The sequence below is a fragment of the Sebaldella termitidis ATCC 33386 genome (genome assembly GCF_000024405.1).
In the GTDB taxonomy this organism is placed as follows: Bacteria; Fusobacteriota; Fusobacteriia; order Fusobacteriales; family Leptotrichiaceae; genus Sebaldella; species Sebaldella termitidis.
The window spans coordinates 4,351,196-4,376,758 of sequence record NC_013517.1 but is presented as its reverse complement, the minus strand read 5'-3'; the positions used below and the strand labels follow the sequence as shown (position 1 = coordinate 4,376,758).

Genomic DNA, 25,563 nt, shown 5'->3' with positions numbered 1-25,563 from the left:
GATTTTTATGGTTGAAAACAAGCTGTTATCGACGATTTGTAAGATGTATTATTATGATGAACTTACACAAAACCAGATTGCAGATATTCTGAAAATAGAAAGAACAAAAATAAGCAGACTTATAAAAAAAGCAAAGAAGACAGGAATAGTAAAAATAGTAATAAGTGAGACTTTTTTGGAGCAGCTGGAAATCGAAACAAAATTAAAAAAGAAATACGGACTAAAGGAAGCACAGCTGGTTTCAACAGATGAGAATACACTGGTAAGCATAGCAGAGACAGCTCATACATATATACAGAGAGTCGCACGGGAGAAAGAGACTGTAGGGATAACGTGGGGAAAGACAATTCATGAATTTTCCGTATATAAGCCTCTTGATGTAAATTGCAGGATTGATTTTATCCCGCTTTTGGGAGGTTATGGGAATTTGAGAGATTATATGCCCATAAATTCTATGATTTATACACTTTCAAGCTCATATAACGGAGAGCCTTATTTTTTGGAGTCACCTTTGATTGTTGATAATCCTGAAATGAAAAGACAGATAGTGAATTCCAGATATTTTCAGAATATAATAAAAAAATGGTCAGAGCTGCGGATTACTGTGGTAGGGATAGGGTCACTGGAAAAATCATCGAATGTTTTTTGGGAATTAGGGCTTCCGGAGCTGCGCGGAGTGGGAAGTATTCAGAAAGAGATAAAAAAGCAGAAGGCAGTGGGGGAAATCTGTTCGAGAATTTATAATATAAACGGAGAAGTCATAAAAACAAAACTGGATGACAGAATAATAGGGATAGATCTTCCTGAACTGAGGAAAGTAGAGTATTCTGTGGGAATTGCCTCGGGAAAGGAAAAAACAGAGGCGATATACGGTGCTTTGAAAGGGAAGTTTATAAATGTTTTGATTACTGATATTGAAACGGGGAAAAAACTGCTTGAAAAAGAATAAGATATAAATACTTAAGGAGGCTATACCATGAAAGAATACCGTTGGGCAACATTAGGCTGCGGAGTAATAGCAAATGAATTTGCCGAGGCAATGAAAAAACAAGGAAGAAGCATCTATTCAGTTGCTAACAGAACATATGAAAAGGGGGCTGCTTTTGCCGAAAAGCATAAAATAGCAAAGGTTTACAAAGATATTAATGAATTATTTACTGATGAGAATGTGGATATTATTTATATTTCAACTCCTCATAATACACATATTCCTTATATGCTGGAGGCATTAAAAAACGGGAAGCATGTTTTATGTGAAAAATCAATTACCCTGAACTCACAGGAATTAACAGAAGCAGTAAAATTAGCAAAAAAAAATAATCTAATACTGGCAGAAGCAATGACTATATATCATATGCCTCTTTACAGAAAATTAAAAGAAATCATAAGCAGCGGGAAATTAGGAGATTTGCAGATGGTGCAGATGAACTTCGGCAGCTATAAAGAATATGACATGGCAAACAGATTCTTCAGCCGTGATCTCGCTGGAGGAGCATTATTGGATATAGGAGTGTATGCAATATCCTTTGTGAGATGGTTTATGTCAGAAACACCGTTAGAAATCTTATCTCAGGTAAAATATGCCCCTACAATGGTAGATGAGCAGGCTTCAATATTATTAATGAATTCAAAAAATGAAATGTCTGCTATCTCGTTAACACTTCACGGGAAACAGCCTAAACGGGGAACAGTAGTATTTGAAAAAGGATATATAGAAATTTATGAATATCCAAGATCAACAAAAGCAGTTATTACTTATACGGAAAATAACGAACAGGAGACAGTCGAAGCAGGAAAGACAGAGGATGCATTATTATATGAGGTTTTAGATATGGAAAAAACTGTTTCAAAAAGCTCTGATGAAATGTATCTCGATTATACAATTGATGTCATGGATATTATGACCAAAATACGAAAAAGCTGGAATATGAAATATCCTGAAGAGGAGAACTCAGAGCAGAAATAAGAGAAATATATATAATAAAAAGAAGGATAATGTCATTCAATCTGATATTATCCTTTTTCTTTAATATATACTTTCTGTTTACAGTTTAATTATTATTATCATTAAAATAATAAATGCTGCTGCTGAAGCTAAATAAACTGTTTTTCCGGCTTTCAGATTAAAAAAAAGAAGAACAGAAAAGATAATCAAAACCGCTGAAAAAACAGCCATACATATATACATGGGAAAATTTCCGCCGTAAAAATAACTGACTTTGCTTATAATAACGAAATATAATGCAATAGCTAACATTAATACCGCAATAACCTTTTTCAATAAAATTCCTCCTTATAGATTTGTTTCTGCTAAAATTAGTATTATATAAATAATATTTTTTTTCATTGGAAAAGTCAATATTATTTTGAAATTCAAGGTAATGAGTAAAAAAGAAGTACACTGCAACAATTAATTAACAAGTGTACTTCAGTATAGATAATTTATATTTAAAATGTCATTTTAAAACCTATTCCTATATTATATTCTTCTTTTTCTTTATCACCGATTCCATATTCGCCGGTTATATACAGACCATATCTTTCCATGAGATCTATTCCCACGCTTCCCTGTACCTTCATTTCACCTTTGTCATCTGATGGTTTTGCCAGATTATGATAATTATTTTCCAGTAAGTTTACTTTTGCACGTTCCTGATTATTCATTTCTCCTAGCTCATATCCATAGCCTATTCCCAGATTTCCTTTTAATTTCCATTCTGAAGCAGCTCCGAATTCTCTGCTTCCCTCTACTCTTATTCCTAAGTTAGGTTTTACACTGTATCCGTCATTGCTGTCTACACTGAGTTTTTCGCCGCTGCCGTTTTCGTCAAAGCTTCCGTGAGTCATATAACCCAGCTCCAGACCAATATATGGTTTTAGCTTAATATTACGGTTAACGCTTATTTCTTTTTCAGCTTCATTCAGCAATGTTACCCCGTATACCTGATAATCAGAATTAAAGCTGGAAACAGTATTGTCATACCATGTTAGATTTCTGTCCGCGCTATGAAAGCTTAATCTTCCGAGAAGGTCATTTTTAAGGTTCCATCCGTCTGAACTGTATTTATTATGTAAGCCCAGCTGAACGGTATCTGCCTGATCTTCATTATCTGTTCCGTCTATTTGAAAATCAGTTCTTGTATAACCCAATGAGTAGCCGAATTTATGTTTATATGTTCTTTCTACTTCTCTTAGAGCCAATACACCTGTTATATCATAATCATATGAATTTACTCCGCTTGTTTTTTCTTTTGTAGTTCCTTTTCCTCCAATGATATTTATTTTCACATTTTCTTTTGTATTATTATCTGAATTTTGTAATGTATATAATGCATTATCCAATATCCCGTAAATATCCTGTTCTCTTTGGTTAATATTTGAATACATGCCTCCTGCAAGCTGTTCAAGACTGTTTCTTAAAACAGTTTCATCAGTTATCAGATCAAGTTTGTCATATACTTTTAGAGTATCTCCTTCTGCATTCAGATATTTACCTTCTATCTCCTTTGCAAAGCCGTCATACCATGCACCAACAGTAAAATTATCATAGTTTATTTTTTCCATCCAGATGTCTATTTTTCCTTTGTCATTCGTTACAGGAACAGCATCAAATGTCAGAGAGTTACTTTTTACCGAGACTTCTCCGGTATTAGTTCCTCCGCCCGGAGTACTCGGGTCAAATACATTTTCAAATTTATACACTCTTGCATTTGTTCCCTGTGTAAACAAAGGATCTATCTGAGCCGCATTATTTCCGAAATCAAAGCTTGGCGCTACTATGCTGACTCTGTTGCTTAGTAAGAATCCTGCATTTGCATCTGATAATTCATAGCTGTTTGCAGTTACTTCGTCCATAGTAGGTTTTCTAAAGCTGGAAGGATCAGGTTTTATTATTAGATTATAACCGTCTAATTCAAATTTTTCATCTACTTTTATTACACCGGCATTTATGATGCTTGGTGCAGTATAAGATGCTTTTCCTTCTATCACCTGTGTAGAATCTATTGTCCCGGAAGATACTATTATTGTTCCGTAATTCTCAAGGGTTGATCCGTCTGAAAGCTGTACACCTGTACTGTTATTTCCGTTTATATATATTTTTCCCGTACTTTCGTTTATTACTGTAGAATTAGCATTAGCATAAATTCCTATGCTATTATCGCCGTTCATTGTTATAATACCAGCATTAGTTACCTGACCGTTCCGCGGAGATGCGATTCCAATACTGTTATTTCCCAGCAGTGTTATATTTCCGCTGTTTCTGACTGCTCCCTGCTCTATATATATTCCTATTGCACTGCTTGAAGATGATGAAATATTTCCTGTATTTACTGCTTCATTTATGTTCCCAGTCGAATAAAAACCAACACTGCTTTCTCCTATTTCTATATTCCCGGTATTTACCATATTTGCTAAATTTTCGCCGTATACACCCACTGCATATTTATTGGAAAACGGGTTTTCCGGATCTGTTATCACTGAATCGCCTATTTTTATATTCCCTGTATTATATAGGCTTCCAGACTCATTATATATTCCTATATTTGCTGTTCCTGAATTTGCTGTTATGTCTGCATTGTTAGTTACGGTTCCTCCGTTTTCCATATAGAAGCCTATTGATTCCGAGCCGTTCATTGTTACAGCCGCACCTGCTTCATTTGTAACAGAGGTATTTCCGTCAGAGTAAAGAAAAACTCCCATATCTCCCACAGTAGAACTATTTCTATTTATAAGGCTTGAGGTTCCTTCAAGAACTATACCGTAAGATTCACTGTCTACATTTATCTCAGAGTTATTATCAATTGCCGATCCGTTAATCCCGTACAAGCCTACTGTATTTTTTCCGTTTACATTTATTATTCCGTTTTTTATATTCATAGTCCCGGAGTCACTGTATATACCCACGCCGCTCTCACCTGTATTCATTATTCCTGAAATATAGTTTATATATCCGCCGCTGTTATAAATTCCCACACCGCCTTTTCCGGCAGTGATATTACCTGAATTAGTGATTACGGCATTGTTGTTGTTATTATATATTCCTATATTTGGAGTTGCTGAATTTGAATCTCCCGTTTCTATTGTTCCTGTATTTTCAAATGTCTTGCTGCCGTTTTCAGAGATATATACCCCTACGGATTTTTCACCCGTAAGCTTTATTGTCTTGCTGTTAGCTCCGGCAGTATTGCTGCTTCCGTCTATGTAAAGAGCTGTTACACCGTCAGAAGAACTGATTATGTTTCCGTCATTGATAATTTCTGATCCGTCATTGTTATATATCCCTACGGAATATTTTCCTATTTCTAATGTTCCGTTATTAAGGATTCTTGTTCCTGCACCATTCCCGTATAGAGCCGCAGAATAATCACCCATGGAAATACTGCCGTCATTTTTTATTCCGGCTCCGCCTGCTGTATAAATACCCACAGAATTATTTTTGAAACTGATCTGTCCTTTGTTTACTACGTCGTAATACTGAGTTTCTCCGTTAATGGTTACCGGAAGTCCGCCTGCATAGCTGCCTTTCAGAGCTATTCCGGTCATATTATCTGCTGATGAGCTCAAAGAGGAATCAGTGTCCAAAAGTACCGCAGAATTAGTACCTGTAAGGAAATTTCCGCCTTCTCCCATATCTGCCGCAGAATTATAATAAAAGACAGTATCTTTTATATTTTGTACTGTATATTGTGATCCTGCCGTGGAATTAACTGTAAAATTCTGGTTGATTCCTCCTGAACCTGCTATATTAAATACTGTAATTCCTTTTCCGTCCACGTTTACAGTTCCTGAACCGTTAAATGATGCTGTTCCGTCTGTATAAACCCCGACAGAATTATCTCCGTACAGATTTAATTCAAGATTGTACAGATTTGCTGCTGCATTTTTTAAATATACTCCTGTGCCATTCTCCCCGACAGTAATTGCCGAATTAGTTCCTGAAATTTCTGCTTCGTTTGAATATACACCGACTCCGCTTTCGGAAGCACTTACATTTATATTTCCTCCTGTTAGATCCAGTGAAGCTGTTCCTGTGGTACCGGTTAATGCATTTTGATTAACAAATATACCTATTGCTTTTTCTCCTGATAAAGCAGTTATTTTTCCTGAATTACTTATAGAAACAGAAGAACTGCTTGTGGGATTTTCTGCTGGGCTCAGAAGAGTTTCAGCATACATTCCGATTCCTTTATTTCCTATAAATATTTCACCGGAATTTTCCGCCTGTCCTGTTACTGCATATATTCCTGTTCCTGAATTTCCTGAAATATTTATAATTCCCTCATTTTTACTTACTCCCATTTTATTATATATTCCTGCTGATTTATCCCCGCTGAGGTTTATTGTTCCAAAGTTATTGCTTTCTATTTTTACATCATCATGGGCAAAGCTTTGTACTATTCCTCCGAGTCCCTCTTCAGTACCGCTTACTGTTATTCCGCTGCTAATATCTATTCCTGAATTTCCTATTTCCATATTTGAATAGCTTTTATCTCCAACAGAATTATTTTTATCAAGATTAGAATCAATATCAATTATTACTTTTGATCTGTAAATTTTTGATCTGTCTGTTCCTGTAAAGTTAATTCCCGAGGTATTTGCACTGTTTAACAGACCGCTTAAATTTACTTTAGCATTGTCAATAGCTATTTTATATGAATCAGAATCCACGTTTACAGTAAGGTTATTCCCGGAAGTATCTACAACAGTGTCAAGAAATGAATAAAAGTCTGCTGTATTAGCTGTACCATCTCCTTTGTAATAAAAACCTACTGCACCGTTTTTCAGATTTGCATTTACATTGCTGGTTAGTGTTACTTTACCTAAATAAGGAATTGCATTGCCCCACATGTCTACGTATTCTTTAAAATAGAAAGCAAATGTATTGTTCCCGTCAGCAGTTAATTCCATAGCTTGTCCTGATGTGAAAGAACCTATATTTATATGAGCACTGTTTGAATTCAAAACAGTTCCGTTTTCTCCTTTTACCATAAGCTTATCAGCTTTTATATTTGTATTTGAAATTTGATTTAAACTATTTGAACCAGCATATATAGCTGTTGCCATATTTCCGTTTGCCGTTATATGATCACTTTCCGAAACAAAATTATCATCAAAATTATAGACTGCTGTGGAATAATTTCCTCCCATTTCTATATTTCCACGATTTGATATATATGAATTATAATAAGTATCATAATAGGGAGCAGCCAATCCTATACCTCCGACAGGGATTTCTTCAATCTCTGTAATAGGATTACCTTCATCATCAGAAGTATATGTATATCGTTTATAAATACCATCTGTAGAATAATTCACTATATCGGCATAGTTTTCAGTGGATGAATTACTTGATACTATTCCTTTCATTGCTATGGCACCAGAGCCTATATTGATAGGCATATAGTTTTTTAATGTTCCTGAATTAGTTATGGCTATTGCATTTAATGTTCCTGAATTTATCTGACCTAAAGCATTTGCCAGACTGCTCTCTAAAATTAAGTCTGTAGATCCTACACCTGAGTTATATATTATTGCACTTTGATTTGAATTTTCACCAAATTCCATAGTGTTTATTATTGAATCATTTAAAATTACAGGTAAATATACATTACTTGAACTGGACTGACCATAAATTAAAGCAAAAGTAGTATCACCATTTAAAAAGATATTTAAATTACTTACATTTTCTAATGAGCTGGTTCCGCTGCTGCTAAGATCTCCGCCAAGAAACAGGGCAGTATTTCGTACACCTTCTATTACCAACTGTCCTCCTGTACCGTCTATTTTTACATTTGTATTATAAGAATCCCCTGCTATTTCTAGAGCGTTGGCTCCGGCACCTTTTAATGTTATATTTCCTGGTTTTACCAATACCGAGCTGGAAGATGGCAGGGCAGAGACTAACATACCTGCAGTTCCTATATCACCACCCCAGTAAGTGCCGGGATAAGAAGGGTCTTCAGTACTGCTTTCCACAATTATATGACCTGAGTTTATCAGTTCCCCGTTCCGTATATAGGCAGCACTTGATTTATCCAGCTGCATCCCGATAATAGTTTCGACTGTAGGATTATCTTTTAATGTTATAGTTCCGGTATTTTCTAATACTGCTTTATGGTTATCAGAAACAGGTGATGACAGATTAAGACTCATCCCGACTAATGGAGTGTCTGACGTATCATAGTCTGAAGTTATACCCAGATTAAGGTCTCCGGAAAAAGTAGTCTTAGAATCACCTGTTATGGAGTATGGTCTGTAATTAATAAAGCCGACAGGTCTCCATAAAGAGCCGGTGTCATTTACAGTCATATCCCAGTTTCCTTTTATTTCAAAATTCCCGCTCAGACCTATGTTATGTACTGCAAAATTATCAGTATATCCTGTGTGTGTATAAGAAGATTGTGAAACACCTGAATATAAACCATTTACATAAGACATTTCACCTGAGATATCTATATTACGGGTAGAAGTATCCAAAGTAAGGGATGTATTGTTTGTATTTACATTTAAATTTTCAAAAATCATACCTCCGCTGGTATAATAAGCAACATTGGAAGCATTACTGCCTATACTTTCTATAGAAAGCTCATTTGCATTGACATCAGCGACAAGAATTAAATTAGGAGCAGAAGGAATCTCAATACCGCTGAAATTTACCGTTTGTCCTGTTACCTGCGGAGCTGTTACTGATTGTGTTGTTACTTTTATATCAGGCTCATCTACGGATGTAATATTTAATGAAAGAGGACTTTTTGTCATTCCTGTTACAGGGATAACCATACCCAGATTTACTGATTTTACCTCGGAATTTATTTTGTTGGTTACTGTATCTTTTTCTCCTCCTCTGTCTTTATAGCTGTATACTCCGCTCGTGAAAACCTGCCACTCAAGATATTCAGGCTTTATAATATAGTCAGATTGTAGATACAAATCTTTTAGTTCTTTATTTTTTTCTTTAAGTATACTTTCTATAAGCTTATAGTTTGCACTGTTAGATTTTCCTGTTTGAATGTTTTTTGTAATATTTTTGTATAATCTGTCAGTTTTGGTTTCTGCCGCTTTTCCCGAAACTGCTGCTAAAGTGTTTAATGCCAGTAGAGCAAGCATTTTTTTACTTGTTTTCATTTTTACTCCTTCAGATTTTTGGGTCTTTCTAAAATTAGTCATTGAATTTATCAAATGAATTTTCTTCATATATTATTTTTTATTTTTATATCATTTTTTTGAACGATGTTCCGAAATTTTAAATATAAAACAGCACTGCTGCTATTATATTTTTGGATATTGATTTAAAATTTCCAAACAGTTTAATATTATTTCAAATATTTATAATTTAATAAATGATATGATATTAAATATATATGTTTAACATTATTATATTCCTTTTTTTTATAACTGTCAAATGGTTTAATTATATGCGTAAATTATAAATAAAATTATGATTTTCTTCTATTAAAAGTAATGATTTTTATATGTTTAAAAATAAAAAAAATTTTATAATTATAATTTTTAAGAACATTGTTCCTATAAATTTTTTATCTATAAAATAATTATAATTCAGAGAAAGAAAGAGTTTTGCAGGGGCAAAAAAAGCATAAAAAATAAATAAAACTGAAAATTTCAATTGAAAAATTTTAAATCAGTAAATTTAGTAAAAAAGGATTGACAAAAGAAGAAAATCGGAGTATATATTATTATAGCTAAAAAGTGCTTATATAACACAAAAGTGCAAAAATGTTTTTAGATACTAATAAAGAGTGTACTGTCAGTAAGAAAATAACAAATATAAAATAAATTTCACGTGAAACAGAGGAGGAAGGTATATGGTAAAATATGAAACTGTTGTAAATAAAATAGGAGAAATGGTGGGAGAAGGAATGGAAGAGAATTTGATAATTCTCTTTAATGATAATGCACCGGAGATGTATCACGAGTATTGTCTTCTTCATACAATTACCGAATTAAAGGAAGGGATAGAAGCCGGGGATATATTTTGCATAGATACGGAAGAATATAAAATAACCGCGGTAGGTTCAGGGGCGAATAAAACTATTGAGGAGCTGGGACATGCCACTATAAAATTTGACGGAAGCCCTGAAGCTGAAAATCCGGGGACAATACATGTAGAGGCTAAGGAAATATTGTTAAACGGAGAAAATACAGTATTAAAATTTATAAAATCATAGTAAAAATACAGACAGCTTTCAGATGTCAAATAAAATGTAAGGATAAATCTAAGTCCTGTTTAAGAAGAAAAAGATATAATAAAGAGAAAAGCTAAACAGGAGAAAATTTATGAAAAAACACACTGATTTTATTTTTTTCTTTACTGTGGTTTTCTTTTTAGGTATTTTTGCAGTATTTTTGGAAAAAGCGGAAGCACATAAAAACAATTCTGCAATAGTAAGAGAAATAAAAGAACTGGAAGTAAAAGAAGCTGACGGAAATAAAGTACTATAAAATATGTATAATAAAATTTATTAAAAAAGCAGACTTTATCTTAATTAATTCAGGTATGTCTGTTTTTTATTATTTCTTAAATAAATTATGGCTTGATTGTAGTAAGTAAAATATCATTTTAATTTTACTGTCTGTAAAGATATACCTGCTGCACCTGCCTTTTTCCATGTAAAAAGCTAAAATATTCAGTATCATTACACAGGGAAAAAGCACTGTAAGATTTAGGGAATTCTAATTTTATAAGCTTTTTTTTGTTTATGATTTGTGTTATAATAATTTTAAAAGTTATATTTTTTCAGGAGGACAGATGAGAGAAAAATTAGATAAGCTGAAAGAGCAGGTAACAGAAAAATTAGATCAGATAAATAGTCTGGAAAATTTAGATGAGCTGAGAATAGCCATACTAGGGAAAAAAGGGGAGCTAACTTCCATTATGAAGGAAATGGGAAATATAGCCGCTGAAAAAAGAGCAGAATTCGGAAAGGCAGCAAATGAAGTCAAAGAAAAAATAATGGAAAATTTTGACATAAAGCTTGCAGCATTGAAGACCAGAATAAAAGAAGAGAAAATGAAAACAGAAGTATTGGATATTACTCTGCCCGGAAAAAAGCAAAATGTAGGAACACTTCATCCTATTACTCAGACAATGGGAATGTTAAGGGGGATTTTTCTGGAAATGGGATTTGATGTAATGGACGGTCCGGAAATAGAGCAGACTTATTATAATTTTGATGCTTTGAATTTTCCGAAAGACCATCCTTCAAGGGATTTGCAGGATTCTTTTTATATAGAGGATGATCTGCTGTTAAGAACTCATACATCACCAATGCAGATAAGATATATGCTTGAAAAAAAGCCTCCTTTCAGAATGGTATCATTGGGAAAGGTTTACAGATCAGATTATGATATAACACACACACCTATGTTTCACCAGATGGAAGGGCTCATGATAGGAGAAGATGTGTCATTTGCCAACTTCAAAGCGCTTCTTACAAGCATGGTAAGAAGACTTTTTGGGGAAGACAGAGCAGTAAGATTCAGACCTCACTTTTTTCCGTTTACGGAGCCGTCAGCTGAGATGGATGTAGAATGCGGAGTATGTCATGGTAAAGGGTGCAGATCTTGTAAAAATACAGGGTGGCTTGAAATTCTCGGAAGCGGAATGGTAGATCCCAATGTTTTGAAAGAAGTGGGAATAGATCCTACAAAGTATCAGGGATTTGCATTTGGAATGGGAATGGAAAGAGTAGCAATGCTGAAATTCGGCATAGATGACATAAGAGCGTATTATGAAAATGACGTAAGATTTTTAGATCAATTTAAATAAAAATATAAAAAAGAAAAAGCTGATTTACAGACCTTAGAAGGAGGAGAAATGCTGATCTCGTTAAACTGGTTAAAGCAATACATAGATTTGGAAGGAATATCAATAGAAGAATTAGATAATACCCTTACTATGATAGGACAGGAAGTAGAGAAAATAGAAAGACAGGGGGAATCTCTCGGAAATATAGTAACAGCACAGATAGTGGAGAAAGAAATGCACCCTGATTCAGACCATCTTACAGTATGTAAGGTAGACGACGGAAATGAAGTTCTGCAGATAGTGTGCGGTGCCTCTAATCATAAGCAGGGGGATAAGGTAGTGCTTGCACGTATCGGAGCCGTGCTTGGCGGAGACTTTAAGATAAAAAAGACAAAAATAAGAGGAATGGAATCTTTCGGGATGCTTTGTTCGGAAAAAGAGCTGGGACTAAGTGATAATCATGACGGAATAATGATTCTTCCGGAAGATACAAAGACAGGAATAGAAATAAAAGATTATTTCGGTCTTGATGATACCATATTCGAACTGGAAATAACGCCGAACAGACCGGACTGTCTGTCACATATAGGAATAGCAAGAGAACTGGCGGTATACTATAATAAAGAGCTGCATCTGCCTGAGACAAAAATGCATGAAAAGCACTTTGAAAAAACTGAAAATTTTATACATATAGAGATAGCAGATGAAACTATTTCAAAAAGATATACTTCAAAAATAGTAAAAAACGTAACTGTAAAAGAAAGTCCCGAATGGCTTCAAAAGCGTCTTAATTCTATAGGAATCAGAAGCATAAACAATATAGTGGATGTTACGAATTTTGTTCTTATGGAAATGGGACATCCGATTCATGCATTTGACCTTAGTAAAATCGAAGGAAAAAAAATAATAGTCAGAAGAGCGGAAGACGGTGAGAAAGTAGTCACTCTGGATGAAAAAGAGAGAAAACTGAACCCGGATGATATAGTAATAGCAGACGGAAATAAAGCTGTTGCCCTTGGAGGGGTAATGGGAGGATATAATTCTGAAATAGACAGCAATACAAAAGATGTATTAATAGAAGTTGCACATTTTAATCCTTATAATATAAGAAAAACTTCAAAGAGACTTACTCTGTCAAGTGATGCTTCGTACAGATTCGAGCGTGGAATAGATTTGGAAGATGCTGTGAGAGTAATAGACAGAGTAGCCGAGTTAATACAGGAAACAGCCGGCGGAGAGATTCTTCACGGTATATCCGAGGCTTATCCTGTAAAATATGAGGAAACAATAGTCGAATTTAATATGAAGAGATTTGAAAAATTTGTCGGGAAAGAGATAGAAAAAGAAAGAATAATAGAAATTTTTGAAAATCTGGAAATTACTGTTGATGATAAAGGTGAGGTTTTACTGCTGACACCGCCGAGCTTCAGGAATGATCTCGAGAGGGAACAGGATTTTTATGAAGAAATAATAAGAATTTACGGATTTGACAATATAGAATCTGTTATGCCCAAGTTGGATATAAATCCGATCCGTATAGATACATTAAGAGAAATAGACTTGCTGAGAAGTGCTGCGGTTGCGGTGGGAACAGGTCTGAGAGAGGTAATAAACTACAGCTTTATTCCCCGTAATGCACTGGAAAAAATAAGATACAATGATGCAGCCGGTGATGAGATAATAGAGGTAAGAAAGCCGATAACGGAAGATTTTGTTATTATGAGACCTACTTTACTGTATAGTCTTATAAAAAATGCAAAGGATAATATTAACAGAAATATAACAGATATCAGATTTTTTGAAACAACAAAAACATTTAAAAGAGTAGAAGGAAAAATAGAGGAAGAACAGAAATTTGGTATTATACTGGGCGGAGAACCTGAAAAGTATATCTGGAATGTAAAGCCGGTGCCTTATGATTTTTATGATCTGAAAGGAATAGTAGAGGAAATTTTTTCAAAAATCAGATTTGAAAAATATACTTTGGTAAGAACAACAAAAGAAAGCTATCATCCGGGAAGAGCAGCAGATATCTATGTCGGTAAGGAATATATAGGAACATTCGGAGAACTGCATCCTGATGTAATGGAAAACTTTGATCTGAAAAAGAAGCTTCTTACAGCAGAATTAAGGCTTGAAGCATTAATAAAGTACTCTGATAAAAATATATTCTTCAAGGGAATAAATAAATTTCCTGCAGTACCGAGAGATCTTGCACTTGTGATAGAAGAAAATATTCTTGTGGGAGATGTTATCAAAAGTATAGCAAAATTATCGCCTGTTATTGAAAAAGTAGAGCTGTTTGATGTATACCAGGGAGCAGGAGTAGAAGCAGGGAAAAAAAGTATAGCAATAAGTATTGTTTTAAGAGAGAAAAATAAAACACTGGAAGAAAATGAAATAAATTCAGTAATATCAAAAATACTGGAAAAAGTAAAGAAAGATTTTGGTGCAGAATTAAGACAATAAAAAAGAAAAGATGTTTTCACATGAAGCAAAAGCAGTGAAAGCATCTTTTTATTAGAAAAAAAACTGTTGAATCAAATTCAACAGTCTCAAGGGGGTATATGAAGAAAAATATTTTTATATTTTAAGTATAGCTTAGAAATCTTAGAAAAAACTTTTAATACTCTTAATTTTATTTGTGAAATATTTGAGTTTTTTTATAAATCACAGAGTTTATAATATGAAAATATGGTTGTAATATTAAGTTTTATTTTTTGTAAAGTGTGAAATGCACAATTGGTAAAATAGATTTTAACCTTAGGAGGATATAGATATGAAAAAGCTTAAATTTCCGGAAAATTTTGATTGGGGTACAGCGTCAAGCGGACCGCAGAGTGAAGGGTCACAGGATAAACCGCATGAATCTTTATGGGACTACTGGTATAAAAATGATAAAGAGCGTTTTTACCAGAATGTAGGACCGAAGATAACATGCGACAGCTATAACAGATATAAGGAAGACATAAAAATAATGGCGGAATTAGGCTTAAAGTCATTCAGAACATCTATTCAGTGGACAAGACTTATAAAAAATCTTGAAACAGGCGAGCCGGATCCAAAAGCTGTGGAATTTTATAATAATTATATCAATGAAATGCTGGAAAACGGGATTGAACCTGTAATGAATCTTTTTCACTTTGATACTCCCATTGAGCTTGAGCAGAAATATGGAGGCTTTAAAAGTAAAAAGGTAACAGAGCTATATGTAAAGTTTGCTAAGACAGCTTTTGAGCTTTTCGGTGACAGAGTAAAAAGATGGATAACTTTTAATGAGCCTGTTGCACACACAAAAGGAGCATATCTGTATAATTTTATATATCCTGCGGAATTAAGTACAAAATCCTTTGCACAGGCGAGCTATAACATTCTTCTTGCACATGCGGGAGCTTGTAAAGTATATAAAAGTTTACAGCTGAGCGGAGAAATAGGAATAGTGCTGGATCTTCTTCCGCCGATACCAAGAAGCGCAAGAAGTGCGGATAAGTATGCTGCAAGGGTTGCAGATCTGTTTTTTAATATGATATTTATGGATCCGTGCGTAAACGGACAATACGATGATGAATATCTGGAAATTTTGGAAAAGCATGACTGTATGTTTGATATCCTTCCTGGGGAAAAGGAATTAATAAAAGAAAATACTGTAGACTTTATAGGGATAAACTATTACCAGCCGCAGCGTGTAAATGCTCCTAAATATGCTCCTAATGTAAATGCACCATTTACACCTAACTGGTATTTTGATGATTATGAAATGCCTAACAGACGTATGAATGTGTACAGAGGCTGGGAAATATATCCGAAATCAATTTATGATATAGCAATGCGTGTAAAAAATGAATTTGGCAATATCAAATGGTTTATATCGGAAAATGGCATGGGAGTGCAGAATGAAGAGCGTTTTATAAATAAAGACGGTATGATAGAGGATGATTACAGAATAGAATTCATAAAGGAACATTTGGAATGGCTTCATAAAGCAATGGAAGAAGGATCGAACTGTCAGGGATATCACCTGTGGACATTTGTGGATAACTGGTCATGGACTAATGCTTATAAAAACAGATACGGTTATGTATCTCTTGATTTGAAAACAAGAAACAGAACAATAAAAAAATCAGGATACTGGATAAAAAAAGTAATTGAAGAAAATGGCTTTGAACCGCTTGAAGATGAATTTGAATAAAGCTTCCAAAAGAAAAGCTGATGAGGATTTACTAAGTCCCGTCAGTTTTTTACAAAAAAAAACCAATGGGAATAATTTGTATTAAGATTGAAAATAACGGCTTTTGTCTGAAATATTTACAAAATCTGTAATAAAACCAAAAATAAGCACTTTAAAAATTTTTGATAATACGATATAATTAAGTTATTTAAAGATAAAAATTTTAGGAGATTCAAAACATGAAGGAAATAAAAGTGGAGATAAAAAATGAGGCAGGTCTTCATGCGAGGCCGTCGTCTAAATTTGTAGAGCTGGTAAGTGAGTATGATTCGGAAATAATTGTAAAAACAAACGGAGAAGAAGTAAACGGGAGAAGTATAATGGGACTTATGCTTCTGGCTGCTGAAAAAGGCAGAGTACTGGCAATAACTGCAGACGGTGAAGATGAGGAGGAAGTTTTGGAAGCTCTTAGAATTTTAATCGAAGAGGAGAAATTTAATGAAACTTAATATAGAGATTATCAGAGCCGAGCATATGGGATTTTGCTTTGGTGTAAGGGAAGCAGTGGACGAGGTACACAGATACGTTGATATGAACAGGGGACAGATATATGTTCTGGGTATGCTGGTGCATAACGAATTCGTAATAGAAAAATTACTTAAAAAAGGTGTTATTTTTGTATCTGAGGAAGATGTATTAAATAATAATACACCTCTGAAAAGCGGAGATATTGTAATAATCAGGGCACACGGAACAACACAGAATGTACAGAAAAAGCTCCTGGAAATTGGTGTAAAGCTGATTGACATGGCATGCATTTATGTAAAGAGTGCAAGGGATCAGGTAGTGATCTGGGAGCAAAGAGGATATAAGAGTGTATTTATAGGAGATAAAGATCATCCGGAAGTAAAGGGAATAACCAGCTATGGAATAAAGCCCTTGATTTTTGGAAGCCTTGATGAATTAAAGCAGGCAGAGCTGGACATAAATGAAAAATGGGTATTTTTATTTCAGACAACTTATAACAGATTTATATTTCAGGAGATAAATGACTATATAATAAACAGATTCATTAATTATAAAGTAGTAAAGACTATCTGCGGAGCAACACATCAGAGACAGTCGGCGATTGAAAAGCTGGCACAGGAAGTAGACGCAGTTTTTATAATAGGAAGCGAGCAGAGCTCAAATACAAAAAAGCTTTATCAGATATCAAAAAATCTTAATGAAAAAAGTTATCTGATTGAAAATAACGATGATATAAAGAAACATATGTTAGACGGAGTAAGAAAATTAGGAGTATCTGCGGGAGCATCCACTCCTGAAGAATTAATAGCAATAATAGAAAATAAAATAAAAGAACTGGAAGACTAATACCCTGTCAGTACAGACAAAAATAAGCAGAAACGGGAACAATAGTTTTGATGTTAATAAATATTGGTTTATTTAGTATATAGTTAGACAAAACACTAAGTTTAAAAGGAGTAATAATATGAATGAATTCGAGACGCTGTTAAATGAGTATTTACCGGAGGAAAAGAAGAAAGGGGAACTGATAGAGGGAATAATACTTAGAAAAGAAAAAGACTTTTCTTATCTAGATGTTAATGACAAGCTTGAAGGTAAAATTTATACCAACGAGATTGAAAATCTTAATGTGGGTGAAGTCGTAGAAGTGAAAATCATAAGAAACGATGGTGAAAATATCATAGTTTCTAAGTTTTTGCTGGATAAAGAAAAAGAATTTGCTTCATATGAAACAGGGGATATTATTCAGGGAGAAATAATAGAAAAAATAAAAGGCGGATATAAAGTAAAATTAGGGAAAAATATTGGCTTCCTTCCGTTTTCGATTTCTAATTTAAGACGTGATGATGAATATAAAAATAAAAAATTTAAGTTTTTGATAATAGATAAAGATACAAAAAATCTGACATTGTCAAGAAGTGATTTAGTAAAAAAAGAAGAGGAAGATTTTTATCAGACAGTCCAAAAGGGAGATGTACTGGAAGGAACAATAAAGGAAATTCTGGATTTCGGATTAATAGTAGATTTAGGAAAAACAACAGGATTTATACATATTTCCGAAGTAGACTGGTCATCAGTAAAAGATCTGAAACATTTATTTAATGCAAATGATAAAATAAAAGCCAAAATAATAGAATTAGATAAAGAAAACAAGAAAATAAAAATGAGTATAAAGCAAATGAAGGAAGATCCGTGGAATATATTTATAGCAAAGTATAAAACAGGAGATGTGCTTGAGGCGGAAGTGAGTGAAGTAATGCCTTTCGGTATTGTGGTAGAGCATGAGCATAACAGAGGGTTTATACATATTTCTGAAATAAGCTGGCATCCGATAGAGGAATTGTCAAAATGTTATTCATTGGGGCAAAAGCTGAAAGCAAGAATAATAGAGATAGACGAAAAGGGAAGAAACTATAAATTAAGTGTAAAGCAGCTGGATGAAAACCCTTGGGATAAGCTTGTCGAAAACTATAAAGTAGGAGATACAGTAGAGGGAGTAATAGAAAAAATACTGGATTTTGCAATACTTCCAAGTGTGGATGATGTACTCGGATTTATACATATTTCTGAAATATCATGGGGAGCACATACTGGAGTAATAGAACAGTTCAAGCTGGGAGATACTGTAAAAGCAAAGATTATAGAGCTGAATAAAGATGCTAAGATATTTAAGCTGAGTATAAAGCGTCTGAGCAGTGACCCGTGGGAAACTGTAAAGGACAAGTATCAAAAAGGACAGATTCTGGAAAGAGAGATAAAAGAAATACTGGATTTTGCACTTTTAGTTGAAATGGAGGAAAATGTGGAAGGAATGGTTCATATTTCTGAAATTTCATACAGACGGGTAAATAATCTGAAAGAGAAATTTACTGTAGGAGAAAAAATTAAATTTAAGATTCTTGAATTTAATGAGGAAAAAAGAAGAGTATCATTAAGCATGAAAGCTATTCTGGATGATATATGGGCAAATATACATGATAAATACACTCTGAATCAGGAAGTAAGCGGAAAAGTGATAAATATTCAGGAATACGGAATATTTGCCGAACTGGAAGACGGTTTGGAGGTATTCATACATCGTAATGATTTTTCATGGGAAAAGGAAGAGCATAAAGAATATAAGCTCGGAGATATAGTTAACTTTAGAATTCTGAAAATTGACGAGAAAGAGAAAAAAATCAGCGGAGGAATAAAACAGCTTACTCAATCACCATGGAAAGAAATGGAAAGCATGTATAAAATAGGAAATAAAGTAAAAGTATCTGTAGAAAATGAGATAGAAAACGGTTATATAGTAAAGCTCACAGACAGATTCAGCGCTTTGATTCCTAAAAAGGAGCTTCCGGAAAATACAACACTGGCTGTAGGAGATACAGTAGAAGGAATTATCACGGAAATGCATGAAAAAAGAAAGTCAGTTATCCTTTCTGTAAAGAAGATTTCTGAAATGGAGGAAGAAAAAGAATTAAAAGAGCTTCTCGAAATTTATGGTGTAAAAAAAGAAGAATAATAAAATAGTTTATATAGAAGGGCTGTATCATTTCCAAAGTGATACAGTCCTTTGCTTATATTGATGATTTATGGAGGAGTGAAAAATGTCAGCTTTATTTAGGGTTTTGGAAAAGAAAAACGGAGAAATAAAAGAAATATATGACGAACAGAGTATTTCCGGAGATGTGTATATGGCTGTTCTTGATTATATAGATGAATGTGATATTGTTTTTAATTTTTTGGAGAATTTTAGCGGAAATACTGATTCCTATGCTATGGAAATTCTGGCTGAGCAAGCCCGGCAGGCTTTGAAGGTATTAGAGGAAGGGAAATTCGCAGCTGATGAATTAGCTGGAGACTGGGGATATGCTGTCGAAGATATCTTATATGGAATAAAAGTTTTATGCGTATATTTTGAAAAGTTAATCTCGCAAGCCGAGATATCTGCTTTAATATTTGAAATTTATTAATGATAAGATATCTGCCTGTTTTTAAACAAAGAACGGTATCGGATCAGATACCGTTCCTGTGTGTTATTTATTTAGAGATTGTTACAAGCTAAGTTATTAAAAAAATTTATTATTACTTACTTCATTTTACTTAACGCCAAAAAAATCATTTATGTCTGAAAAATCCCATTCATTCCATTTTTCATTATTATAAAACAGAAAATGGTCATAGTTTGCATATCCTACAGAGCCTGTAATTTTTTCTTTGTCTGTGAAATCAAATAAATCCTCGTTGAAATATAATTTATGCTCCACATCGTCATAAAATATAGCACTTTTTCTTGTTTTCTTATTAAACAGTTTTTTATTGGAAGAATTGCTGATAATTATCTTTACTCCGTTGTCGCTCCATTTTGAGGTAAAGCTTTTGCTCAGGGAATTCAGTATGTTTTCTTTCTCCTCTGAGGGTAATTCTGATAATTTATTTAATTCCTCTTCAAAAGTCTCGTTTTTAGCAATTTTTTCCAGAAAATAACTGTAAAGCTTCTCTGCGGCATACACTTTTCCGGATACTGTATAACCGGTTAATTTGTATGCTCTTGCTTCGGTATCTCTTCCTTTTTTAGTAAACATGTGCAATGGAATTCCGTTTAGATTAAAACCTTGATCTGCATTTACTGTCAGATATTCCGGTCCTGCAATATCAATGTAAACTGTCGAACTAAATGTGAATCCTCCTAATAATACCAATAATATCATAATTTTTTTCATGATTTTTCCTCACCCTTTCATTTAATACTTTACAATATTTATAATTCTGTCTTTTTTAAACTCTGTTACGCTTTTTAAACTTCCGTCTTTGTAATATTCCTTCCATGTGCCTTCTTTTTTATGGTTTTTAAAGTTTCCTTCCTTTAATATCTGACCGTTATCATAATATGAATAAAATTCAATAATATTATCATTATATAGCTTTTTTTGATCCAATATTCCGTTTATATCATATTTTGATATTCTGAGGAAATTATTTTCCAATATTTCACTTTCAAAAAATAAAATATTCTTTCTGTTATAGCATTTTATATTTTGTGTAGAAATACCGTTTTTGAATTCCACGTCAATTTTTGATATTTTAGTGATATTTATGTTTTCTGTATCGCATAAACCGGAAATATTATACCCTTCTTTTGATGCTATACTTAATTCTTCGGGGAAATTTATTATGCTTATTGCTTTATCCAAGATTTTCCCGTCTGAGCTGTATACTCTCTCTTTATTTTTCCCTTTTTCGATTTTAATACTAAAAAAATCTATTTCAGTTGAAGATATCAAAGAAATAGAAATAAAAAAATATACCAAAAACTTCATTATTTACCACCCTTTATTATTTTATCTTTTAAATGTTATTAATTATACATATATTTATATGTATTTGTCAATTATAATTATTTTCTTAATAATGTTTCCTGAGATTTTTATATATCTAATTAACGATTTGGTTATTTTATTCCGGTGCAGTATTATGTACTTTCGTATAAAATTATAATTAGTTTATCAGATGGTCTTTACTAAACAGAAAATCACGTTATAATTAATTAAGAACAAAAAGTAAACAGCATAATAACTTTAAGTAAGGAGGATAGTGATGACAAAGGAATCATATTGGAAATTAATTGATCTTTTCAGGGAAAAAAGCGGTAATGACTTAAATTTCTTCCACGAGTTCGGACATGAGCATATTTCAAAGCTTGATCAAAAAGAAAGAATAGAGTTTTATCTGTATACCGGAAAATATCTGGAAAGTATCAATGAATGCGTATGGCTGGATATGGCCTGTAAAGCAATAAACGGATATGTCAGTGATGATACTTCTCTTTATTTTAATCTATGGATGATTGCCCAGGGAAAAGAAGTGCTGCTCAATGCTTTGAGAGACCCTGATTCGCTGTCGGAGCTGGAATATATTCCTTTTATGGGGCTGCCTGATTTGGATAAATATATTAATATGGAGCTTTTTGACGGGGAAGATGAGGAGTATTTCTCTGAATCTGAAATGCTGGGAGAATTATCACCGGATATTCTGGAAGAATTAAGCAGGGAGACGTATGGCGAGGGTGCCCAGTTTGAAAATCTTGCTTCTATGGGACTTCTGGAGGAGGATTATGATTTGATTGCATACAGCGGGGAATATTACGATTCGGGAATTCCTCATACAGATGATAATGATGAAAAAGTGAAGCTGTCAAAGGAGCAGATAAAAGAGATAGAAGAAGATATCGTATTTATGGATGATTCCAAATATGGAGATTACGACTCGTTTGAAGATGCAATGGATGATCTGGAGAATGTGGTTCCAAAGCTTTTGAAGAGAAGAAAGGATTTGGGGCTGGAACTGGATTTGTTTTAAAAACGAATTGCGAAATAAAAAATTTCACAGGTATTGAAAAGACAGGAAAGGATATATAAATTCAGATCCTGTTTTTTAATTTCTTTCTATTTGATATGATAATTAATCCTTATGCTTTTTCAAAAAATTAATATTTTTCAGTGTTCAACAGAAAGATTCAGAATTAAATTAAAATTCTGTTTTTATAGCATAAAACATGGTATAATCATAAAATAAAAAAAGAAAGAGGAAATACAATGATTTTAGACATAATAAAAGTTTTTATTCTGAGCCTTGTGGAAGGTCTTACGGAATTTATTCCGGTAAGCAGTACAGGGCATATGATAATCGTGGATCATTTTATAAAGTTATCTTCAAATAAAGAATTTACTGATTCATTTTTGATAATAATACAGCTTGGAGCAATATTATCAGTACTTGTATATTATTTTCCCAGATTATGGCCCTTTTCAAATGACAAGGAAAAAAACAAGGACATATGGAATATGTGGATAAAAATAGCAGTAGCAGTATTGCCGGCAGTAGTTCTCGGACAGTTATTCGATGATATTTTGGAAGAAAAGTTTTTTAATCCTTTTACTGTATCCTTAATGCTTATTATTTACGGTGTTATTCTTATAATTATAGAAAGCAGCAAAAAAGTAAAGGTAAAAACTAAAACTATACAGGAGCTCAGCTTTAAGACAGCTGTGGGAATAGGATTTTTCCAATGTCTGGCGATGATACCGGGAACATCAAGATCAGCAGCTACCATAATAGGAGGAGTTCTTCTGGGACTGGAAAGAGTCTTGGCAACAGAGTTCTCATTTTTTCTTGCAATTCCGACGATGTTCGGGGCAAGCTTCTATAAGATAATGAAATCAGGGTTTAATCTTTCGGGATATGAGGTATTCCTCATAGCTCTTGGATTTGTTTTGTCATTTATTATATCTTATATAGTAATAAAGCTCTTTCTTGATTACATAAAAAAGCATGATTTTAAAGTTTTCGGATATTATAGAATAATATTGGGAATAGTGATGCTGGCATTCATGTTTATGACTAAGTAAACAGCAGTATCTAAATGATAACGGAATGAGGGCAGACAGAATGTTTAAAATGTTAAGAAAACTGTGGAACTATCTGTTTTCTAAAAGGAAAGAAGTAAAAGACCTGGAGAAAAAAGATATTTTTCTTGCCAAGTTTATGATAGATGCCGGGAGAAACAGGAGAAGCTCTGAGTTTCTTATGGTTCCGCTGAACAAGATTGACAAAATACACATAATTGACAGGGAAAATGCAATATCCAAGCTTAACGAAAGAATAGCAGTGCTTGAAGAAAATAAAACGGAAATAAAGGAAAAAAAGAATATTGACAGGGAATTTCTCGGGAAATATCTGCCCTCTATTTCATGGATAAAAGCAATAAAGAGAAAAAATGATACATATATAGCTTTTGAAGGAAACGGCAGACTGGAAGCCTTTAAAAGAATTTTTGACAAAAATGATAATATTAATATAGAAGTAGAAGTATATACATTCAGATCATATAAAAAAATGCTTAGGAGAGCTGAAAGAGTCAGAAAGTATAACGGAATAACAGGTGAATAAAAAATGGTAAAATCAAATATAAAAATGAATCCGGGAAAGCTTACAGAATTCATAAGGATACTGGTACCTGAAGCTGAAGAGGAAGCAGTAAAGATAGAGGGTATGGAGGATGATGAAAAATGCACAGTAATAACTTCAAACGGAAAAAAAACCGTGGAGTTTTCATATGAAAAAATAAGCGATTCTTTTGATGACCAGCTGGATGTGATGGCGAGGATTTCACTGCTGAAATTATATGATAAGGATTATAAATGGGGGTCCCTTATAGGAGTGCGTCCTACCAAAATAGTACATAAATTCTTTGATTCAGGTTTTAATCTTCATTATATAGAAAGTATACTGACGGATTTTTATCAGGTGAGCAGGGAAAAAGCAGAACTTCTTATAGAAATCGCCAAGCGTGAACTGAAATATATGGAAAACAGGACAATAGGGATTTATATAGGGATAGCATACTGTCCGAGCAGATGCTCTTACTGCTCGTTTCCTTCATATCTTAAAGAAGGAAAGTATCTGGAAAGATTTGAGGAATATTATAATACACTGTTATATGAAATAAGAGAGATAGGAAAGCTGGTAAAAGAACTGGGTCTTGAGGTAAATACCATATATGTGGGCGGAGGAACCCCGTCTATACTCTCAAAGGAAGAAATGGAAAAAATGCTGAGAGTAATAAATCAGAATTATGACATAGGCAAACTGAAAGAGTTTTCATATGAGCTGGGAAGAATAGATACAATAGATGAAGAAAAACTTGAGGTTTTGAAAAACTGGAATGTAGACAGAATAAGTATAAATCCTCAGACCTTTAATATGAAAACTCTGAAAGAGGTAAACCGGTACCATGATCAGGAAAAATTTGACCGTATATTTAATGAGGCAAAAAGAATGGGGTTTATAGTAAATATGGATCTGATATTGGGTCTTCCCGGAGAAACTACAGATGATATACTTTACACTTTACAAAAAGCCGGAACCTACAATATGGATAATCTTACAATACATAATCTTGCCATAAAGAAAACAAGCGGACTAAATAAAGATAACTATCTGCTTGCAAAAAATCTGAATTACAAAAAAATTTACGGTAACATATATAAAATAACCAGAGAAAAAGGACTTTATCCTTATTATATGTATAGACAGAAAAACAGCTTTGAATGGGGAGAAAATATAGGCTATTCATTACAGGATAAAGAATCTGTTTATAATATAGAGACTATAGAAGAAAATAAGACAATTATCGGAATAGGTGCAGGTGCAGTAACTAAGCTGATAACCGGCGATATAAGAAACAGAACAATAGAAAGACTTATTAATCCTAAAGATCCGCTGATGTGGATAGATGAGCTGGAAGAGAGACTGAAAAAGAAAAAAGAGAGAATAAGGGAGGCAGTTAATGGCAGATAATTGGTATCCTATAATAAAAGGAAATTGTACAAGATGTAAACAATGTATAGAAAAATGTCCTATACAGAATATGACGCTGGTAAATAATCAGATAACTATAAACAATGGATTTGAGTGTCCTGACGGGTGTGAAGACTGTAAAGATATATGTGAATATAGTGCAGTTTCATATTATGACGGAACTGATGAAAGCATAATGAATGCTTTCGGCGGAGAATGCCATTGTCATAATCATAAATAAAATATAATAAGG

General features: G+C 33.4%; 19 protein-coding genes and 1 pseudogene. 16 read left to right on the top strand and 4 right to left on the bottom strand.

Features of this window, described 5'->3' with window-relative positions; translation table 11 throughout:
- The first annotated feature begins 7 nt into the window (after window positions 1–7).
- Complete coding sequence (locus tag STERM_RS20360) at window positions 8–949, top strand: sugar-binding transcriptional regulator (RefSeq protein ID WP_012863510.1); 942 nt, start codon at window positions 8–10, stop codon at window positions 947–949.
- Window positions 950–976: 27 nt separating this feature from the next.
- Window positions 977–1,966 carry a Gfo/Idh/MocA family protein gene (locus STERM_RS20355; protein WP_012863509.1) on the top strand — a complete coding sequence of 330 codons (990 nt, stop codon included), beginning with the start codon at window positions 977–979 and terminating at the stop codon, window positions 1,964–1,966.
- Between the two features lie 78 nt (window positions 1,967–2,044).
- Here STERM_RS20355 and STERM_RS20350 read toward each other — a convergent pair whose 3' ends face one another.
- Window positions 2,045–2,281, bottom strand: a complete 237-nt coding sequence (locus STERM_RS20350) for a hypothetical protein (RefSeq protein WP_012863508.1) — start codon at window positions 2,279–2,281, stop codon at window positions 2,045–2,047.
- Window positions 2,282–2,448: 167 nt separating this feature from the next.
- Window positions 2,449–9,126: an autotransporter domain-containing protein gene (locus STERM_RS20345; protein WP_012863507.1), complete on the bottom strand. Its 6,678-nt coding sequence runs from the start codon at window positions 9,124–9,126 to the stop codon at window positions 2,449–2,451.
- 698 nt (window positions 9,127–9,824) lie between these two features.
- On the opposite strand from STERM_RS20345, the gene STERM_RS20340 reads away from it, so the two are divergent.
- The 9 genes and pseudogenes from STERM_RS20340 to STERM_RS20305 all read left to right on the top strand — a co-directional run bounded on the left by STERM_RS20340 (window position 9,825) and on the right by STERM_RS20305 (window position 19,924).
- Complete coding sequence (locus STERM_RS20340; protein WP_012863506.1) at window positions 9,825–10,187, top strand: PTS glucitol/sorbitol transporter subunit IIA; 363 nt, start codon at window positions 9,825–9,827, stop codon at window positions 10,185–10,187.
- A gap of 109 nt (window positions 10,188–10,296) precedes the next feature.
- Entirely contained in the window at window positions 10,297–10,461 is a 165-nt protein-coding gene (locus STERM_RS22350) for a hypothetical protein (RefSeq protein WP_012863505.1), read from the top strand.
- 307 nt (window positions 10,462–10,768) lie between these two features.
- A complete protein-coding gene (gene pheS, locus STERM_RS20335) occupies window positions 10,769–11,788 on the top strand; it encodes a phenylalanine--tRNA ligase subunit alpha (RefSeq protein WP_012863504.1) in 1,020 nt (339 codons plus the stop codon).
- Window positions 11,789–11,833: 45 nt separating this feature from the next.
- Window positions 11,834–14,236, top strand: a pseudogene (pheT, locus tag STERM_RS20330) (phenylalanine--tRNA ligase subunit beta); the annotation flags it as partial.
- 310 nt (window positions 14,237–14,546) lie between these two features.
- Window positions 14,547–15,956 carry a glycoside hydrolase family 1 protein gene (locus STERM_RS20325; RefSeq protein WP_012863502.1) on the top strand — a complete coding sequence of 470 codons (1,410 nt, stop codon included), beginning with the start codon at window positions 14,547–14,549 and terminating at the stop codon, window positions 15,954–15,956.
- Window positions 15,957–16,174: 218 nt separating this feature from the next.
- Window positions 16,175–16,444, top strand: coding sequence for an HPr family phosphocarrier protein (locus STERM_RS20320; protein ID WP_012863501.1), 270 nt, complete (start codon window positions 16,175–16,177; stop codon window positions 16,442–16,444).
- On the top strand, window positions 16,434–17,309 hold the full coding sequence (gene ispH / locus STERM_RS20315) for a 4-hydroxy-3-methylbut-2-enyl diphosphate reductase (RefSeq protein WP_012863500.1): 876 nt from the start codon (window positions 16,434–16,436) through the stop codon (window positions 17,307–17,309). Before STERM_RS20320 ends, ispH begins: the two co-directional genes overlap by 11 nt.
- 118 nt (window positions 17,310–17,427) lie before the next feature.
- Complete coding sequence (locus tag STERM_RS20310) at window positions 17,428–19,473, top strand: S1 RNA-binding domain-containing protein (RefSeq protein WP_012863499.1); 2,046 nt, start codon at window positions 17,428–17,430, stop codon at window positions 19,471–19,473.
- A gap of 85 nt (window positions 19,474–19,558) precedes the next feature.
- A complete protein-coding gene (locus STERM_RS20305; RefSeq protein WP_012863498.1) occupies window positions 19,559–19,924 on the top strand; it encodes a hypothetical protein in 366 nt (121 codons plus the stop codon).
- Window positions 19,925–20,050: 126 nt separating this feature from the next.
- Here STERM_RS20305 and STERM_RS20300 read toward each other — a convergent pair whose 3' ends face one another.
- Both STERM_RS20300 and STERM_RS20295 read right to left on the bottom strand, forming a co-directional pair.
- The gene (locus tag STERM_RS20300; protein ID WP_012863497.1) at window positions 20,051–20,674 is read right to left on the bottom strand and encodes a hypothetical protein; all 624 of its coding nucleotides are present in this window, start codon (window positions 20,672–20,674) and stop codon (window positions 20,051–20,053) included.
- Between the two features lie 21 nt (window positions 20,675–20,695).
- Complete coding sequence (locus tag STERM_RS20295) at window positions 20,696–21,271, bottom strand: toxin-antitoxin system YwqK family antitoxin (protein ID WP_012863496.1); 576 nt, start codon at window positions 21,269–21,271, stop codon at window positions 20,696–20,698.
- Between the two features lie 277 nt (window positions 21,272–21,548).
- Here STERM_RS20295 and STERM_RS20290 point away from each other — a divergent pair, with 277 nt between their 5' ends.
- From STERM_RS20290 to STERM_RS20270, 5 genes are all read left to right on the top strand, one after another.
- Window positions 21,549–22,310, top strand: a complete 762-nt coding sequence (locus tag STERM_RS20290) for a DUF4240 domain-containing protein (RefSeq protein ID WP_012863495.1) — start codon at window positions 21,549–21,551, stop codon at window positions 22,308–22,310.
- 236 nt (window positions 22,311–22,546) lie between these two features.
- Window positions 22,547–23,359, top strand: coding sequence for an undecaprenyl-diphosphate phosphatase (locus STERM_RS20285; RefSeq protein WP_012863494.1), 813 nt, complete (start codon window positions 22,547–22,549; stop codon window positions 23,357–23,359).
- 49 nt (window positions 23,360–23,408) lie between these two features.
- Window positions 23,409–23,900, top strand: coding sequence for a hypothetical protein (locus STERM_RS20280; protein ID WP_147289502.1), 492 nt, complete (start codon window positions 23,409–23,411; stop codon window positions 23,898–23,900).
- Window positions 23,901–23,903: 3 nt separating this feature from the next.
- Window positions 23,904–25,310, top strand: a complete 1,407-nt coding sequence (locus STERM_RS20275) for a coproporphyrinogen III oxidase (protein WP_012863492.1) — start codon at window positions 23,904–23,906, stop codon at window positions 25,308–25,310.
- Complete coding sequence (locus STERM_RS20270) at window positions 25,300–25,551, top strand: 4Fe-4S dicluster domain-containing protein (protein ID WP_012863491.1); 252 nt, start codon at window positions 25,300–25,302, stop codon at window positions 25,549–25,551. The genes STERM_RS20275 and STERM_RS20270 overlap by 11 nt, the downstream gene beginning before the upstream one ends.
- Window positions 25,552–25,563: the final 12 nt, after the last annotated feature.

Bases quoted from the DNA above. Each gene is read 5' to 3' on its own strand.
- STERM_RS20360 (WP_012863510.1), top strand. From the start codon at position 8: ATGGTTGAAAACAAGCTGTTATCGACGATTTGTAAGATGTATTATTAT.
- STERM_RS20355 (WP_012863509.1), top strand. From the start codon at position 977: ATGAAAGAATACCGTTGGGCAACATTAGGCTGCGGAGTAATAGCAAAT.
- STERM_RS20345 (WP_012863507.1), bottom strand. From the start codon at position 9,126: ATGAAAACAAGTAAAAAAATGCTTGCTCTACTGGCATTAAACACTTTA.
- STERM_RS20340 (WP_012863506.1), top strand. From the start codon at position 9,825: ATGGTAAAATATGAAACTGTTGTAAATAAAATAGGAGAAATGGTGGGA.
- STERM_RS22350 (WP_012863505.1), top strand. From the start codon at position 10,297: ATGAAAAAACACACTGATTTTATTTTTTTCTTTACTGTGGTTTTCTTT.
- pheS (WP_012863504.1), top strand. From the start codon at position 10,769: ATGAGAGAAAAATTAGATAAGCTGAAAGAGCAGGTAACAGAAAAATTA.
- STERM_RS20325 (WP_012863502.1), top strand. From the start codon at position 14,547: ATGAAAAAGCTTAAATTTCCGGAAAATTTTGATTGGGGTACAGCGTCA.
- STERM_RS20320 (WP_012863501.1), top strand. From the start codon at position 16,175: ATGAAGGAAATAAAAGTGGAGATAAAAAATGAGGCAGGTCTTCATGCG.
- ispH (WP_012863500.1), top strand. From the start codon at position 16,434: ATGAAACTTAATATAGAGATTATCAGAGCCGAGCATATGGGATTTTGC.
- STERM_RS20310 (WP_012863499.1), top strand. From the start codon at position 17,428: ATGAATGAATTCGAGACGCTGTTAAATGAGTATTTACCGGAGGAAAAG.
- STERM_RS20305 (WP_012863498.1), top strand. From the start codon at position 19,559: ATGTCAGCTTTATTTAGGGTTTTGGAAAAGAAAAACGGAGAAATAAAA.
- STERM_RS20300 (WP_012863497.1), bottom strand. From the start codon at position 20,674: ATGAAAAAAATTATGATATTATTGGTATTATTAGGAGGATTCACATTT.
- STERM_RS20295 (WP_012863496.1), bottom strand. From the start codon at position 21,271: ATGAAGTTTTTGGTATATTTTTTTATTTCTATTTCTTTGATATCTTCA.
- STERM_RS20290 (WP_012863495.1), top strand. From the start codon at position 21,549: ATGACAAAGGAATCATATTGGAAATTAATTGATCTTTTCAGGGAAAAA.
- STERM_RS20285 (WP_012863494.1), top strand. From the start codon at position 22,547: ATGATTTTAGACATAATAAAAGTTTTTATTCTGAGCCTTGTGGAAGGT.
- STERM_RS20280 (WP_147289502.1), top strand. From the start codon at position 23,409: ATGTTAAGAAAACTGTGGAACTATCTGTTTTCTAAAAGGAAAGAAGTA.
- STERM_RS20275 (WP_012863492.1), top strand. From the start codon at position 23,904: ATGGTAAAATCAAATATAAAAATGAATCCGGGAAAGCTTACAGAATTC.
- STERM_RS20270 (WP_012863491.1), top strand. From the start codon at position 25,300: ATGGCAGATAATTGGTATCCTATAATAAAAGGAAATTGTACAAGATGT.